The 15,389-nt window shown below is 61.3% G+C and carries 16 protein-coding genes; 7 read left to right on the top strand and 9 right to left on the bottom strand.

Features of this window, described 5'->3' with window-relative positions; genetic code table 11:
- Positions 1–5: 5 nt before the first annotated feature.
- From AB1462_RS09175 to folE2, 3 genes are read right to left on the bottom strand one after another with little or no spacing between them, the layout of a single operon-like run.
- Positions 6–872: a metal ABC transporter permease gene (locus AB1462_RS09175; protein ID WP_090401355.1), complete on the bottom strand. Its 867-nt coding sequence runs from the start codon at positions 870–872 to the stop codon at positions 6–8.
- Positions 872–1,540, bottom strand: coding sequence for a metal ABC transporter ATP-binding protein (locus tag AB1462_RS09170; protein ID WP_259191538.1), 669 nt, complete (start codon positions 1,538–1,540; stop codon positions 872–874). The genes AB1462_RS09175 and AB1462_RS09170 overlap by 1 nt, the downstream gene beginning before the upstream one ends.
- On the bottom strand, positions 1,537–2,427 hold the full coding sequence (gene folE2 / locus AB1462_RS09165) for a GTP cyclohydrolase FolE2 (protein ID WP_367246604.1): 891 nt from the start codon (positions 2,425–2,427) through the stop codon (positions 1,537–1,539). Before folE2 ends, AB1462_RS09170 begins: the two co-directional genes overlap by 4 nt.
- A 128-nt stretch (positions 2,428–2,555) precedes the next feature.
- On the opposite strand from folE2, the gene AB1462_RS09160 reads away from it, so the two are divergent.
- Positions 2,556–3,767 (top strand): N-acetylmuramoyl-L-alanine amidase, encoded by a 1,212-nt coding sequence (locus AB1462_RS09160; RefSeq protein WP_367246603.1) that lies wholly within the window; start codon positions 2,556–2,558, stop codon positions 3,765–3,767.
- Here the strand turns inward: AB1462_RS09160 and AB1462_RS09155 are convergent.
- Positions 3,764–4,132, bottom strand: coding sequence for a glutamine synthetase (locus tag AB1462_RS09155; RefSeq protein WP_259191541.1), 369 nt, complete (start codon positions 4,130–4,132; stop codon positions 3,764–3,766). The genes AB1462_RS09160 and AB1462_RS09155 overlap by 4 nt on opposite strands.
- A 127-nt stretch (positions 4,133–4,259) precedes the next feature.
- Here AB1462_RS09155 and dksA point away from each other — a divergent pair, with 127 nt between their 5' ends.
- The 4 genes from dksA to AB1462_RS09135 are packed head-to-tail and all read left to right on the top strand — an operon-like array spanning position 4,260 to position 7,548.
- Positions 4,260–4,664 carry an RNA polymerase-binding protein DksA gene (gene dksA / locus AB1462_RS09150; protein WP_090401360.1) on the top strand — a complete coding sequence of 135 codons (405 nt, stop codon included), beginning with the start codon at positions 4,260–4,262 and terminating at the stop codon, positions 4,662–4,664.
- Positions 4,665–4,691: 27 nt separating this feature from the next.
- Positions 4,692–5,897 (top strand): zinc metallochaperone GTPase ZigA, encoded by a 1,206-nt coding sequence (zigA, locus tag AB1462_RS09145; protein WP_090401361.1) that lies wholly within the window; start codon positions 4,692–4,694, stop codon positions 5,895–5,897.
- Positions 5,897–6,541 carry a DUF1826 domain-containing protein gene (locus tag AB1462_RS09140; protein ID WP_367246602.1) on the top strand — a complete coding sequence of 215 codons (645 nt, stop codon included), beginning with the start codon at positions 5,897–5,899 and terminating at the stop codon, positions 6,539–6,541. The genes zigA and AB1462_RS09140 overlap by 1 nt, the downstream gene beginning before the upstream one ends.
- A 44-nt stretch (positions 6,542–6,585) precedes the next feature.
- Positions 6,586–7,548 (top strand): GTP-binding protein, encoded by a 963-nt coding sequence (locus tag AB1462_RS09135; protein WP_367246638.1) that lies wholly within the window; start codon positions 6,586–6,588, stop codon positions 7,546–7,548.
- Here AB1462_RS09135 and AB1462_RS09130 read toward each other — a convergent pair.
- A complete protein-coding gene (locus tag AB1462_RS09130) occupies positions 7,542–7,937 on the bottom strand; it encodes a DUF3301 domain-containing protein (protein WP_090401364.1) in 396 nt (131 codons plus the stop codon). The genes AB1462_RS09135 and AB1462_RS09130 overlap by 7 nt on opposite strands.
- Positions 7,938–8,054: 117 nt before the next feature.
- Here AB1462_RS09130 and pdxY point away from each other — a divergent pair, with 117 nt between their 5' ends.
- Positions 8,055–8,927 (top strand): pyridoxal kinase PdxY, encoded by an 873-nt coding sequence (pdxY, locus tag AB1462_RS09125; protein WP_090401365.1) that lies wholly within the window; start codon positions 8,055–8,057, stop codon positions 8,925–8,927.
- A gap of 71 nt (positions 8,928–8,998) precedes the next feature.
- Here the strand turns inward: pdxY and AB1462_RS09120 are convergent, their stop codons facing one another.
- Positions 8,999–9,484 (bottom strand): acyl-CoA thioesterase, encoded by a 486-nt coding sequence (locus tag AB1462_RS09120; protein WP_003177014.1) that lies wholly within the window; start codon positions 9,482–9,484, stop codon positions 8,999–9,001.
- Between the two features lie 291 nt (positions 9,485–9,775).
- On the opposite strand from AB1462_RS09120, the gene AB1462_RS09115 reads away from it, so the two are divergent.
- Complete coding sequence (locus AB1462_RS09115; protein ID WP_053127534.1) at positions 9,776–11,539, top strand: cation:proton antiporter; 1,764 nt, start codon at positions 9,776–9,778, stop codon at positions 11,537–11,539.
- Between the two features lie 57 nt (positions 11,540–11,596).
- On the opposite strand, the gene AB1462_RS09110 is transcribed toward AB1462_RS09115, so the two are convergent.
- From AB1462_RS09110 to uvrD, 3 genes are all read right to left on the bottom strand, one after another.
- Complete coding sequence (locus AB1462_RS09110; RefSeq protein WP_017739032.1) at positions 11,597–12,004, bottom strand: SMI1/KNR4 family protein; 408 nt, start codon at positions 12,002–12,004, stop codon at positions 11,597–11,599.
- A gap of 135 nt (positions 12,005–12,139) precedes the next feature.
- Positions 12,140–13,009 (bottom strand): Tim44 domain-containing protein, encoded by an 870-nt coding sequence (locus AB1462_RS09105; protein WP_090401366.1) that lies wholly within the window; start codon positions 13,007–13,009, stop codon positions 12,140–12,142.
- 189 nt (positions 13,010–13,198) lie between these two features.
- Positions 13,199–15,382: a DNA helicase II gene (gene uvrD / locus AB1462_RS09100; RefSeq protein ID WP_131697706.1), complete on the bottom strand. Its 2,184-nt coding sequence runs from the start codon at positions 15,380–15,382 to the stop codon at positions 13,199–13,201.
- Between the last annotated feature and the right edge of the window lie 7 nt (positions 15,383–15,389).

Raw genomic sequence — 15,389 nt, 5'->3', positions numbered from 1 at the left:
ACACCTCATTGGGATGTAAGCAAAGGCGGGCGGCGCAGCAAGCCGTGCACCGGACCGAAGACCACGGACAGCAGGTACCCGCCGCCAGCCACCAGCACAATCGCCGGGCCGCTGGGCAGCGAGAAGTAGAACGACAGCAACAAACCCAACCACACCGACAGGCATCCCAGCACCGCCGATACTGCGATCAACACCGGCAGGCGCCGGCTCCAGAAGCGTGAAGCGATGGCCGGCAACATCATCAAACCCACCACCATCAAGGCGCCGATGGCTTGGAAGCCGATCACCAGGTTCAGTACCACCAAGGTCAGGAACAGGCCGTGGGCCAGCGGGCCAAGGCGGCTGACGGTTTGCAGGAACAGCGGGTCGAGGGTGTCCAGCAGCAGCGGTTTGTAGATCAGCATCATGGCGATCAGGCTGAACCCGGAGACCCAGAGCATGCCGGTCAGGGTGGTTTCGTCGACGGCCAGGGCTGAGCCGAACAGCAGGTGCAGCAGGTCCAGGCGCTTGCCGGCCAGGCCCAGGATCAACACGCCGGCGGCGAGGGAGATGGGGTAGATGGCCGCCAGGCTGGCGTCTTCGCGCAGGCCGGTGCGACGGGTAATCCACGCCGACAGGCCGGCCATGCTCAGGCCGGCGCCCAGGCCGCCGATGGTCAGGGCGGGCAGGCTGAGTCCGGCGAACCAGAAGCCCAGTGCGGCGCCGGGCAATATGCCGTGGGCGACGGCGTCACCGATCAGGCTCATGCGGCGCAGGATCAGAAATACGCCGAGCGGAGCGGTGCTGCAGGCGAGCACCAGCCCGCCGATCAGGGCGCGACGCATGAAGACGAAGTCGAGGAAGGGCATCCACAGGTGGGCGGCGAAGTGCATCACGCCACCTGCATGTGCGGCTGCGGGCGGATCAACTCTTTGCTGGGGCCGAACACACAGCCACTGCTTTTGATCTGCACCACTTGCTGGGTGTGGTGGCGAACGGAGGCGAGGTCATGGCACACCACCACCAACGTCCGGCCTTCGGCATGCCAGGCGTGGATATGGCTCCAGCACAGCGCTTGGCCTTCTTCGTCCAGAGCGGCATGGGGCTCGTCAAGCAATAACACTGGCGACTCGGCAAGGCTCATGCGAGCGAGCAATGCACGTTGTAGTTGGCCGCCAGACAACGCCATCAACGGGCGCTGTTCCAGGCCGCTGAGGCACCAGTCTTCCAGCACCTTTTGCAGGCGCTCGCTGCGTTGTGGCGGGGTGAGCCGCGAGCCCCAGAAACCGGCGGCGACCAGTTCTTGCAGGCTGATGGGAAACTGACGGTCAAGGTGCTGTTGCTGGGGCAGGAACGACAGGCCGCCACGACGCGGTACATCCACGGTGACTTTGCCTGACAACGGTTTTTGCAGGCCGGCGATGACTTTGAGCAGGCTGCTTTTGCCGCAGCCGTTGGGGCCAATCACACCGGTGAGGCTGCCTGTTTCCAGGGTGAAATCCACGGCGGGAGTGAGCGGTTGGCCGGGGGCGCCCCAGCGCAAAGCGGTGCAGCTGATCATGAAGGGTTTCTCGTCCAGCGGCTTTCAGCCACGGCATCGTGCGCGTGCAGGCTTTCGGCGTGGATCACTTTGAGGTGGAAGGCTTTGACGGCATCCGAGCGTTTCAAGGCGAGGTTAAGGCGGCGGGCGGCGTCTTCGCAGAACATCAGGTTCTGCCCGTTGGCCAGGGCGAAGGCTTGTTCGTCCGCGCGTTTTACGGCGGTTTGTACGGCGGTGCCGAGGGCGGCTTCGGCAGCGTTGATCAAGTCCGTCAGTGCCAGATGCTCGCCTTGCAGGTGCACGTGCAACTGCGCGCTGCTGCGCTGGCTGTGAGGTGTGGCGACGATACCGTTGGCGCTGCCGAGCCAGGTCAGTACGTCTTCATGCTGCAACGGCGTGTTACCGAAGTCTTGGAGAAATTGCTGCTGAATCAACTGCCTGGCGAGGGCGGCGGAACAGGGGCAGGTTGAGGAATACGTAACGTCAATTTTTAGTTCCACGTGGAACATCTGGTTTTCCAGGCGCGCCTCAATGCTCACCGGGTAGCCTTTCCAGCCGGCCAGTGGGCTGACCAGCGCGGGGCGTTTCAGCAGTAAATTCGTGTGCAGACGCAGGTAGGCGTTCTTAGATAAATCTTCATGACTGTCGAGAAACCGCTGCAGTACATTGCGCAGAACTGCAGGCGTAACGGGCTGCTGGTCGAGCATCTCCAGCGCCAGGTACAGGCGTGACATATGAATGCCACGGGCGGTGCCGTCGTCCAGGCTGACGCCGGCATCGGCGGTGGCGGTCAGGCGCTGGCCATCGATGAGGATCGGCAGGGCAATACCGCACATGCCCACCCAGTCGAGAGGCAAGGCTTGGCGTGAAGCCTGCGCGGCAATATCCGGCAGAGTCAGCGCATTCATAAGCAGGTCCATCGTTGGAAATAATTCGACATGTTATAGTATAACAATAGAGTCGACGATGAATTTTCTGCCCCGGCCTTTTTTCAGTCATGTCGAGTACGGACGCTCCTTTATTCGCGGTATTTGTCATGCACAGACGTCAGCTCCTCAACCTGCTCCTGGCCAGCCCTTTGTTTGCTTTGCCGTTCGCGGCCCACGCGACCCAGATCCGCAATGCGCGCCTGTGGCGCTCGGACGACAAGCTGCGCCTGGTGTTCGACCTTAGCGGCCCCGTGCAATACAAGACGTTCTCGCTGACTGCCCCGGAACGCCTGATCGTCGACCTGAGCGGCGCAGGCCTCAGTGGCGACTTTTCTCAACTTGAGCTGAAGAACAGCGGGATCACCTCGATTCGCTCGGGGCATTTCGGCAAGGCGGATACGCGCATCGTGCTCGACCTGGCCGCGCCGATGCAGCTCAACAGCTTTGTATTACCGCCTCAGGACGGGCAGGGGCATCGCCTGGTGCTGGACCTGACCAGCGCCACCCATGCACCGCGTCAAATTGCTACTGAAGCCGTGCCCTTGGTGGCCCCGATGGACAAGGCGCACCCCAGGCGCGACATCATTGTGGTGGTCGACCCTGGCCACGGCGGCAAAGACCCCGGTGCTGTCGGGTCCAAGGGCCAGCGCGAAAAAGACGTGGTGCTGTCTATCGCCCAACTGCTGGCCAAGCGCTTGAAACGCGAAAAGGGTTTTGACGTGAAGCTGGTGCGCAACGATGACTTCTTTGTACCGTTGCGTAAGCGCGTGGACATCGCCCGTCAGCACAAGGCCGATATGTTCATCTCGGTGCATGCCGATGCCGCGCCACGGCTCACGGCCTCGGGCGCCTCGGTGTATGCGCTGTCGGAGGGCGGCGCAACCTCGGCCACGGCGCGCTTTATGGCCCAGCGCGAAAACGGTGCGGATTTGCTGGGTGCCACCACGTTACTCAATCTCAAGGATAAGGATCCGATGCTGGCCGGGGTGATTCTCGATATGTCGATGAATGCCACCATCGCTTCCAGCCTGCAACTGGGCAGCTCGGTGCTGGGCAGCCTGCAAAACATCACCAGCCTGCATCAGAAACGTGTGGAACAGGCGGGGTTCGCGGTGCTCAAGTCGCCGGACGTGCCGTCGATCCTGGTCGAGACCGGCTTTATCTCCAATGCCCAGGACGCCCAGCGCCTGGTGACGGCGCGCCATCAACAAGCGGTTGCGGACGGCTTGTTCGAAGGCCTGAAAAAATACTTCCAGAAGAACCCGCCGATGAACAGCTACATGGCCTGGGTTCAGGAACAGGAGAACGCTCAGGTCTAACAGCCGGTCATTCGGCTGCACGTGAACTTGGCGGTGGCGCCACCGGAGCTGGAAAATCGGTTGATGGTGGTCCAGCCCACGCGCCGCGTGTAGCCGACCCATGCCTCACCGTCCGATGCCAATCCGGTAAAGAACGTCAATTGCCCATAGCGGCTGTTGGTTTGCGCCCAATAGCGTTTGCCGACCACCTCGAAACCGCGCAAATACGTGGTGGTGCCTACCGTCGCCACGCTGTAGGCATTGCCCAGCGGATCCACACAGGCCAACAGGTTGGCGCTGCGCGTGCAATTGGCCAGCAAGCTTGGCGCTTGGGCGCAGGCTGGCCCTGCCGCTGCCAGTAACAGGGCGCACACCAGGTATTTCATAAGGGTTCTCGGGGCTGGGAAGTGTTCAAGCATTGCGCCCTTCGTCGCAACGAGCAAGGGGGGATTGGCTTATTTGCATTGTTATACTATAACATAAAATCACAGCCTGACCCGTGAACCGCACCCGATGACCGAACAAGACCTGCTGGCCCAACCGCCCGCCGACTACATGAATGAAGCCCAGCAGGGCTTTTTCCGCGAACTGCTGCTGACCCAGCGCAATGAACTACAGGTGCGTATCGAGGGCGAATTCCTGGTGCTGCGCGAGCAGGAACCCAACAGCGACCCGGCCGATGTAGGCAGCGCCGAAGAGCAACGCCAGTGGCAACTGCGCCTGCTGGAGCGGGAAAAGAAGCTGCTCGACAAGATCGACGACGCCCTCGAACTGCTCGCCCGTGGCGAATACGGCTGGTGCCGCGAAACCGGTGAGCCCATCGGCCTGCAACGCCTGTTGCTGCGCCCCACCGCCACCCTGTGTATCGAAGCCAAAGAACGTGAAGAGCTGCGCGAACGCCATAAACGGGCGATTTGACCGGCCAACCCTGATGAGGATTACCTGATGCCCAATCGTCTCCCCGTTACCGTGTTGTCCGGCTTTCTCGGCGCCGGTAAAAGCACGCTGCTCAACTACGTCCTGCGCAACCGCGAAAACCTGCGGGTGGCGGTGATCGTCAACGACATGAGCGAAATCAACATCGACGGCAGCGAGGTGCAGCGTGACGTCACCCTCAACCGCTCCGAAGAAAAACTGGTGGAGATGAGCAACGGCTGCATCTGCTGCACTTTGCGTGAAGACTTGCTCGAGGAAGTCGGAAAACTCGCCAAGGAAGGTCGCTTCGATTACCTGCTGATTGAATCCACCGGTATTTCCGAGCCGTTGCCGGTGGCTGAAACCTTCACCTTCCGCGATGAAAACGAGCAAAGCCTGGCCGACATCGCGCGCCTGGACACCATGGTCACCGTGGTCGACGGCATGAACTTCCTGCTCGACTACCAGGCCGCCGAAAGCCTCGCCTCACGGGGCGAAACCCTCGGTGAGGAAGACGAACGCTCGATCACCGATCTGTTGATCGAGCAGATCGAATTCGCCGACGTGATCCTGATCAGCAAGATCGACCTGATCAGCAGCTGTGAGCGCGAAGAGTTGATGGCGATCCTTGAACGCCTCAACGCCCAGGCGGAAATCATCCCGATGGTCATGGGCGAAGTGCCGCTGCACAAGATCCTCAACACTGGCCGCTTCGACTTCGAGCGTGCCGCGCAAGCGCCGGGCTGGTTGCAGGAGTTGCGTGGTGAACATGTGCCGGAAACCGAAGAATACGGCATCGCCTCCACCGCTTATCGCGCACGCCGGCCCTTCCATCCGCAACGCTTCTACGACTTTATCGACCGGCCTTGGGTCAACGGTAAATTGCTGCGTTCCAAGGGCTTTTTCTGGCTGGCCAGCAAGCATCAGGATGCGGGCAGTTGGTCCCAGGCCGGTGGCTTGATGCGCCACGGGTTTGCCGGACGCTGGTGGCGCTTTGTACCGAAAAGCCAATGGCCCCAAGACGAAGAAAGCGTCGCCGCAATCATGGGTAACTGGCAACTCAGTACCGGCGACTGCCGGCAGGAACTGGTGTTTATCGGGCAAAACATCGACTTCGCGCAGATGCGTGCTGAATTGGACGCGTGCTTGCTCACCGATGAAGAAATGGCCCTGGGCGTCGAAGGTTGGCGCCTGCTGGCTGATCCGTTTGGTCCTTGGTATGAAGAGGCCGCCTGATGCTGGCACCGCTGATGCCCTTGCGCCCCGTGATTCGCCAGACCCGTGGTGAAACTCCGCTGGCGCTGTCCGATATTCTCGAAGACGGCGTGAACCTGGCACTGTGGCAGCGCCAATTGCCGCTGCATATCGCCGAGTTCGGCGCCTTGCTGGTGGCGCTCAATGAGCCGTTGGCCGAGTCCCTGGTGATTGAACTCAACAGCGAAAACGCCGAGCCGAACTTGCTCGGTCTGGCGTCCAGCTGCCGCGATCTTGAAGGCTACGAAGGTTTTATCGCCGATGTGTCGTGGCTGGTCAGCGCCTTTGCGTGCTTGCTCGGCGCCAAGCGCATCGGTGTGCGCCTGCGGTTGATGGATAAAGCCATGTGCCCGCGTTTTCACGTTGACCATGTGCCGGTGCGGCTGATCACCACCTACGCCGGCATCGGCAGCCAGTGGTTGCGCGAAGGGGTGATGGACCGCCGTAAGCTCAGCCAACCGGATGCCGAACCGAGCGAGCGCATCGAACAGATCCAGTGCGGTGAAGTGGCCCTGCTCAAAGGCACCAAGTGGCATGGCAACGAAGGCTACGGCCTGATCCATCGCTCCCCCGCGCTGAAAGCGGATGAGCGTCGATTGATTCTGACGCTGGATTGGCTCGCGTAACCGCGTAGGATCAAACGCTCTACACGGTCCGAACGATGGCACTCATGCTACAGAACATTCCCACCCACGTGATTGCCGGGCCCTTGGGCGCCGGCAAGACCAGCCTGATCAAGCACCTGCTCGCCCAACGCCCGGCCAACGAGCGCTGGGCGGTGTTGATCAACGAGTTCGGCCAGATTGGCCTGGACGCTGCACTGCTGACCCTGGATGACGACGGCATTGCCCTCGGTGAAGTCGCCGGTGGCTGCCTCTGCTGTGTGAATGGCGCACCGTTCCAGGTAGGCCTGGGCCGGTTGTTGCGTAAGGCCAAGCCGGATCGGTTGTTTATCGAACCCTCGGGCCTGGGCCATCCTGCGCAGTTGCTCAAGCAGTTACGCGAAGCGCCATGGCAGCAGGTGCTGGCAGTTCAGCCCTGTGTGCTGGTGCTGGATGCCCAGGCGCTGGCAGTGGGCAAACCCTTGCCGCCCGCGCAGCAGCAGGCCCTGGTGGGTGCCGGGTTGTTGGTGTTGAACAAGGATGAGGGGCTGGATGCTGCGCAACGCGAGGCTATCGAGCGACAGCTACCCGACCGCGACATTTATTGGACGCGCCAGGCGCATGTGCCGCTTGGCAGACTGCCTGGCTTGAATGCGCAGGCTGAAGCCGCTGTGGATAACTTCGCGGTGCCCAACGGGTTGGCTCAATTGCCGGCTATCTGGAGCGATCCAGCATTGCCGATCTGCCTGAGCCAGGCCCAGGAGGGCGGTTGGAGTATCGGTTGGCGCTGGCACCCGAGCCAGCAATTCGATACCGAGCGTCTGCACCGGTGGCTGACATCGCTTGAGTGGCGCCGCGCCAAACTGGTTATCCACAGCCGTGATGGGTGGATCTCGGCCAACGCTGTGGATAACAGCCCGCTTGCCTGGCAACCCAGCGAATGGCGTCGCGACTCACGTATCGAATTGATCTTCAGTGCACCACAGGACGTGGCCGCGTTGCAGGTCGCACTGGCCGCCTGCCGTTACTGACGGTTCTTGGTCGCGTGGTCCTGGCGCCACTGGCTCAGCTCGATCACATTGGCGCTGGGCGGCGCCTCCTTGGCTTCGAACGGGTAGGGCGCCAGTTCGATGTGCGCGCTGTGGGCGCCGAATTGGGTGATGGTTCCGCTGTGACGGGTCTCGCCCGTGACGGTGAACTCGAAATTGTAGATGCGCGCCAGACGCCGCCGACCGTTGGCATCCTTCACAAAACCGATGCGCTTCAACGCCACGGCGCCGTCGAGCAATTCGATATCGAGCTTGGCACAATGCTGCTTGACCCGCGCCAGCGCCCGTTCTCGCAGGCCGTGGTTGTGCCATACCCAGGCGGCGCCGGTCGCCAGCAGCATCAACACGAAGATGTTTCCCAGGGTCAGCATGCGAAAAACTCCAACAAAGTGAGAGCAGCTTAACTGTGTCGTCGGCCTGTCGTACAGGCTGCGTTTAGTCGCATACTGCGCGGCCAGAATTTCAATGGCTTTACGGAAATCCCCTGCATGAAACGCACACCTCATCTGCTTGCGATCCAGTCTCATGTGGTCTTTGGCCACGCCGGAAACAGCGCCGCCGTGTTCCCCATGCAGCGGGTCGGGGTGAATGTCTGGCCGCTGAACACGGTGCAGTTCTCCAACCATACGCAGTATGGCCAGTGGGCGGGCGAAGTGTTGGCGCCGCAGCAGATTCCTGCGCTGGTGGAAGGCATTGCCGCCATCGGCGAGCTGGGCAACTGCGATGCGATCCTGTCTGGCTACCTGGGCAGTGCGGATCAGGGCCGCGCGATTCTTACCGGTGTGGCGCGCATCAAGGCCATCAATCCCAAGGCCCTGTACCTGTGCGACCCGGTGATGGGCCATCCGGAAAAGGGCTGCATCGTGCCGCAGGAAGTCAGCGATTTCCTGCTGGATGAGGCCGCGGCGATGGCCGACTTCCTGTGCCCCAACCAGCTGGAACTGGACAGCTTTGCCGGGCGCAAGCCGCAATCGCTGTTCGATTGCCTGGGCATGGCCAAGGCGTTGCTGGCGCGTGGCCCGAAGGCGGTACTGGTCAAGCACCTGGATTACCCGGGAAAGTTGCCGGAAGGTTTCGAGATGCTGCTGGTAAGCGCCGAGGGCAGCTGGCACCTGCGTCGGCCGCTGCTGGCGTTCCCGCGCCAACCGGTGGGCGTGGGCGACCTGACGTCAGGGCTGTTCCTGGCGCGGGTGTTGTTGGGCGACAGCCTGCTGGCGGCTTTTGAGTTCACGGCAGCGGCGGTGCACGAAGTGCTGCTGGAAACCCAGGCCTGTGCCAGCTACGAGCTGGAACTGGTTCGTGCCCAGGACCGCATCGCCCATCCTCGCGTACGTTTTGAGGCGACGCCGATCGGCCTGTAAGTACGCAAAACCCAATGTGGGAGAGGGCTTGCTCCCCCTCCCACATTTTGATTGGGTTTACAGTCCCGGACTTACAGCGCGTCAGCCTTGATTTCCTGGTAGCGCTTCTCGAGCTCCTGACGGATCTGCCGGCGCTGCTGGGCCTGCACGAACCGGCGCTTGTCTTCACTGTTGTGCGGTTGCAGCGGCGGTACGGCGGCGGGTTTACGCTGGTCATCCACGGCCACCATGGTGAAGAAGCAGCTGTTGGTATGCCGTACCGAGCGCTCGCGGATGTTCTCGGTCACCACCTTGATGCCCACTTCCATCGACGTATTGCCGGTGTAGTTGACCGATGCAAGGAATGTCACCAGCTCGCCGACATGGATCGGCTCGCGAAAAATCACCTGATCCACCGACAGCGTCACCACATAGCGACCGGCATAACGGCTCGCGCAGGCGTAGGCCACTTCGTCGAGGTACTTGAGCAAGGTGCCGCCGTGGACATTGCCTGAGAAGTTGGCCATGTCAGGGGTCATCAATACCGTCATCGACAGCTGGGCGTTTCCGGGTTCCATAGCACACTCACGGGTTGTAGGCATTGGTTGGGGGGCACCTCTGCGGGTGCTGGAATCTTTGCAGCGCCATCCCTTACGGGACGCCGGTGGACGGCTTGCCGTCACGCGTTCACCGATCTGTTTCCATATATTGCACCGGCTTTCCGGCGGAAGTCGCGGTGTTAACCTTCAAAAGCCCATCTCAGGGCATTTCTTACGATCAAGGCAGACTTTTCCTTCCGCACTTTGCGATTTTTCAAAGGCGCGTGCGGAAGTGGGAAAAGCGCCAGTACCCTCAAGGAGCCCCTCGCCATGCACGCCATCAGCTTTATCCAGGACTTGGCCGTGATCATGCTGGTGGCAGGGGTGGTCACCGTCCTGTTTCACCGCCTCAAGCAACCCGTGGTGCTGGGGTACATCGTCGCCGGCTTCATCATTGGCCCGCATACACCGCCGTTCGGCCTGATCCATGACGAAGACACCATCAAGACCCTCGCCGAGCTGGGGGTCATCTTCCTGATGTTCTGCCTGGGCCTGGAGTTCAGCCTGCGCAAGCTGTTCAAGGTGGGGGCCACGGCGTTTATCGCGGCCTTCCTGGAAATCATCCTGATGATCTGGATCGGCTACGAGATTGGCCGCTGGTTCGACTGGAACACCATGGACTCGCTGTTCCTCGGCGCGATCCTGGCGATTTCCTCCACCACCATCATTGTGAAAGCGCTCAATGACCTGAAGATGAAAAACCAGCGCTTCGCCCAACTGATTTTTGGCGTGCTGATTGTGGAAGACATCCTCGGCATCGGCATCATCGCCTTGCTCTCGAGCATCGCCGTCAGCGGTACGGTGAGTTCCGGCGAGGTGTTCTCCACGGTCGGCAAGCTCTCGCTGTTCATGATTGTTGCGTTGGTCATCGGTATTTTGCTGGTGCCGCGCCTGTTGGCCTACGTGGCCAAGTTCGAAAGCAATGAAATGCTGCTGATCACCGTACTGGGCCTGTGTTTCGGTTTCTGCCTGCTGGTGGTCAAGCTGGAGTACAGCATGGTGCTGGGGGCGTTTCTGATCGGCGCGATCATGGCCGAGTCCCGGCAATTGGTGAAGATCGAGCGCCTGATCGAACCGGTTCGCGACATGTTCAGCGCAATCTTCTTTGTGGCGATCGGCTTGATGATCGACCCGCAGATCCTCCTGCAATACGCCTGGCCGATCGCGGTGATCACCGTGGCCGTGGTGCTGGGCAAGATGCTGTCCTGCGGCCTGGGTGCCTTTATCGCCGGCAATGACGGCCGTACCTCACTGCGCGTAGGCATGGGGCTGTCACAAATTGGCGAGTTTTCCTTCATTATCGCTGCGCTGGGCATGACCTTGCAGGTCACCAGCGACTTCCTGTACCCGGTGGCGGTGGCCGTTTCGGCGATTACCACGTTGCTCACGCCGTACCTGATTCGCGGCGCCGACCCCTTGTCATTGAAGATCGCCGCCGTGATGCCCAAGCGTATGAGCCGGGTGTTTGGCATGTACGGCGAATGGTTGCGCAGTATTCAGCCGCAAGGCGAGGGCGCAATGCTGGCGTCGATGATCCGCAAGATCATCCTGCAGGTGGGCGTGAACCTGGCCCTGGTGATCGCGATTTTCTTCGCCGGAAGCTTTTTCGCGGTGCGCATTGGTGGGTATCTGGAAGGTTGGATCAGTGATCCAAGCTGGCAGAAGGCGTTGATCTGGGGTGGGGCATTGCTGTTGTCGCTGCCGTTCCTGATTGCGGCGTACCGCAAGCTCAAGGCGCTGTCGATGTTGCTGGCGGAGATGAGCGTGAAACCGGAGATGGCCGGGCGACATACCCAGCGTGTGCGACGGGTGATTGCGGAGCTGATCCCGATTTTGTCGCTGCTGGTGATCTTTGTGCTATTGGCAGCCTTGTCGGCCAGTATTCTGCCGACCAACAAGTTGCTGGTATTGATTGCCGTGGTCACGGCGGCGGTGGCGGCCGTGCTCTGGCGATGGTTCATCCGCGTGCATACGCGGATGCAGGTCGCCTTGCTGGAGACGCTGGATAACCACAAGGATACGCCGGAGCACTGATGGGGGCTGCTGCGCGGCCTGGCGCGGGACAAGCCCGCTCACCACAGGGATCAGGTCTCAGCTTTCCAGCCAGACGTCCCGCGCCCAATGCCACACCGATTCCCAGGTTTCCTCGGTGACGAGTTCTTCTTCGCCGGACCACAGCACCACGGTGCCGTCTTCCTCGACGCAGTAGTAGTCGTCACCGTCCTGGCAGATCGGGATCATGCTGCGGTCAACACCGGCATCCCAGGCGTTGGCGGCCACGTCCGGCAGATAAGTGTGCGACTGCGGGTCGGTGACGGTCACCGGCTCCAGGCTGCCATACACCACATCGCTGACGGTCAGCAGGAATTCACGGAAGACAAACGGGATGTCGATGAACAGCTGTTCTTCGATTTCCACCAACTGATCTTCATCAGGTAGTTCCAGAGGAACCGGGACCGGTTCGTTGGCTTCACGCAATTGTTCGATGATTTCTTCCACGTCCGGGATCCTCTTGCTGATGGCGCGGTTTACAGGGGGGTTTTATACAGTAGCTCGCTATAAGTGCAACCGTGAAATAGAAAACCCCGGACAGGTCCGGGGTTTTTTGTTACGGCTTGCTCAAGCGCGTAGGTATCAGCCGTTCTGACGGATACCGGCGACCAGCCATGGCTGGTTGTCGCCCTGGGCGCGTTCCATGTTCCAGCTTTCGCTGAACACTTCGCCCTGGTCGAAACGCGAGGTCTTCGACACACCGCTGAAGGTCAGGGTGGCGATGGTCTTGTCGGCGCGATCATCCACACCTTCCAACTGGACGTGCAGGTCGTCGATATAGGTCGACTGGAAGCCTTCGCCCAGGTCGGCGCGTTCGCGTTTGAGGAACTCCAGCAGTTGCGGGGTCACGAACTCGGAGATCTTGTCCATTTCGTTGGCGTCCCAGTGCTGCTGCAGGGACTGGAAGTGGCTGCGGGCCGCTTCGACGAAACGCTCTTCGTTGAACCACGCCGGTGCGTTGATCACCGGGCGGGCTGCAGCAGGCGCTGCCGAACCACCGAAGATCGAACCCATGGCTGGCTTCTGTTCGAACACTTCACGCTGCATCGGCGCGCCAGCTGGAGCCAGTTGCTCCTGCTGCTTGCGGCGACGGGCGGCGATGAAACGGAAGACCAGGAAGGCGATGACCGCCATGATCAGGATGTCGAAGATCTGCATACCTTGGAAGCCGCCGCCCATGAACATGGATGCGAGCAGGCCACCGGCCGCGATACCGGCCAGAGGGCCCAACCAGCGCGAAGCACCGCCGGCCTTGGCCGCGGCGCCAGCAGCACCGGCTGCGCCTGCAGTAGCGGCAGCACCGCCTGCACCGGCGGATGGAGCCATTTGGCTGGTCTGGTGAGTCGGCGCCGCGCCCGAGCTTTTGCCGCCACCGAAGCGTTTGGCGTTGGCGTCGAGGCTCATCGTCAGGCCGATGCACAACGCCATGGCGATGCTAAGAAAACGTTTCATAAAGGGAATTCCCATTTGTGGATTGCACGCGCGCCATGTTGCACAGGTGTAGTGACAGTGGCTAGCGACATAATGTTTCGGGCTTTTGCGTAAGACCGAATCAGAATGGCCTGTAGGACTTATTACAGATATTGGCCCGCGCTCGTTAAAAACAAGGGCGGGCCAATAACCTTCATGTAGGCAAATGTTTCAGACAGCTTCGAGCTTCGCGTAGCCCATCATCAGCCACTTGCTGCCTTCGGCGAAGTTCACCTGCACGCGGGCCTGGGCACCGGCGCCTTCGAAGTTGAGGATCACCCCTTCGCCGAAGATCGCATGCTTGACCTGCTGGCCCAGGCTGAACGGCGTTTCCGGAATCTCGGAACCGGCGAACATGCTGCTGGAGTTCTGTTGCTGGCCGCCGCCGAACGGGCGGCTGACGCTGTTGGACAGGCGCACTTCCTGGATCAGGCCCTTCGGCACTTCACGTACGAAGCGCGACACCTTGTTGTAGGTCTCGCTGCCGTACAGCCGTCGGGTCTCGGCGTAGGTCATCACCAGGTTCTGCATCGCGCGGGTGATGCCCACGTAGGCCAGGCGGCGTTCTTCTTCAAGGCGACCGGGCTCTTCCAGGCTCATCTTGTGGGGGAACAGGCCTTCTTCCATGCCCACCAGGAACACATACGGGAACTCCAGGCCCTTGGCGCTGTGCAACGTCATCAGTTGGATGCTGTCTTCATGCTCATCGGCCTGGGTGTCGCCGGCTTCCAGGGACGCATGGCCGAGGAAGGCGGCGAGCGGGGTCAGCTCTTCGTCCTCCTCGGTGTTTTCAAATGCGCGGGCGGCGCTGACCAGTTCCTCAAGGTTTTCTACCCTGGCCTGGCCTTTCTCGCCTTTTTCCGCTTCGTGATAGGCAATCAGCCCGGACTGCTCGATCACCGTCTGGGTCATCAAGTGCAGGGGCATTTCCGAACACTTGGCGGCGAGGTTCTCGATCAACTCGACAAATACCCCCAGCGCGCCAGCAGCACGCCCAGTCAGGCCTTTATTGGCGATGAGCAAGCGCATGGACTCCCACATCGACACATCGGCATGGCGCGCATGGTCGCGAATCGCCTCGACGGTTTTCTCGCCGATACCACGGGCCGGGATATTGATCACCCGCTCCAGTGCCGCATCGTTGCCACGGCCTTCGAGCAAGCGCAGGTAAGCCATGGCGTTCTTGATTTCCGCCCGTTCGAAGAAGCGCTGCCCGCCATAGATACGGTACGGGATGCGCTCGCGCAGCAACGCTTCTTCCAGCACCCGCGATTGGGCGTTGGAGCGGTACAGGATCGCAATGTCGCTGCGCGCCAGGCCGGTTTTCAGCGCGCTTTCGATGGTTTCCACCACGTAGCGCGCTTCATCGTGCTCGTTGAACGCGGCGTACAGGTTGATGGCTTCGCCTTCGCCGCCGTCGGTCCACAGCTCTTTGCCCAGGCGCCCGGTGTTGTTGGCGATCAAGGCGTTGGCGGCCTTGAGGATACCGGCGGTGGAGCGGTAGTTCTGCTCCAGGCGGATGGTGACCGCGTCCGGGAAGTCCTCGGAATACTGGTAGATGTTCTCGATTTTCGCGCCACGCCAGCCGTAGATCGACTGGTCGTCGTCGCCCACGACCATCAGGCTGTCGCCGCCCTTGGCCAGCAGGCGCAACCAGGCGTACTGCACGGCGTTGGTGTCCTGGAACTCGTCGACCAGAATGTGACGGAAGCGTTTCTGGTAATGGGCCAGCAAGCCCGGATTGTCGCGCCACAGGTCGAGGGCGCGCAGCAGCAGCTCGGAGAAATCGATGACGCCGGCGCGTGCGCAAGCGGCCTCGTAGGCTTCATAAATGCTGCGCATGGTAGCCAGGAACAAATCGCCGCTGGCCTGGATGTGCTGCGGGCGCAGGCCTTCGTCTTTCTGGCCGTTGATAAACCACTGGGCCTGGCGTGCCGGCCAACGCTGTTCGTCGAGGCCCAGCTCGCGGATCACTCGCTTGACCAGGCGTTGCTGGTCATCGCTGTCGAGGATCTGGAAGGTCTGGGCCAGGCCCGCTTCCTGCCAGTGCGCCCGCAACAGACGGTGCGCCAGGCCGTGGAAGGTGCCGACCCACATGCCGGCCGGGCTGATGCCCATCAACTGCTCGATGCGGTGGCGCATCTCGGCGGCGGCCTTGTTGGTGAAGGTCACCGACAGGATGGAATGCGGGGACGCGTTCTCGACCTGGATCAACCAGGCGATACGGTGCACCAGCACTCGGGTTTTACCGGAGCCAGCACCGGCCAGGACCAACTGACGGCCAACGGGGGCCGCTACGGCCTGGCGTTGGGCATCGTTGAGGGAGTTCAGCAAAAGAGAGAGATCATCGCGCATCGGCGCA

The organism is Pseudomonas sp. SB113 (genome assembly GCF_040754745.1).
In the GTDB taxonomy this organism is placed as follows: Bacteria; Pseudomonadota; Gammaproteobacteria; order Pseudomonadales; family Pseudomonadaceae; genus Aquipseudomonas; species Aquipseudomonas grimontii.
This window is presented reverse-complemented; position numbering and strand designations above follow the sequence as displayed.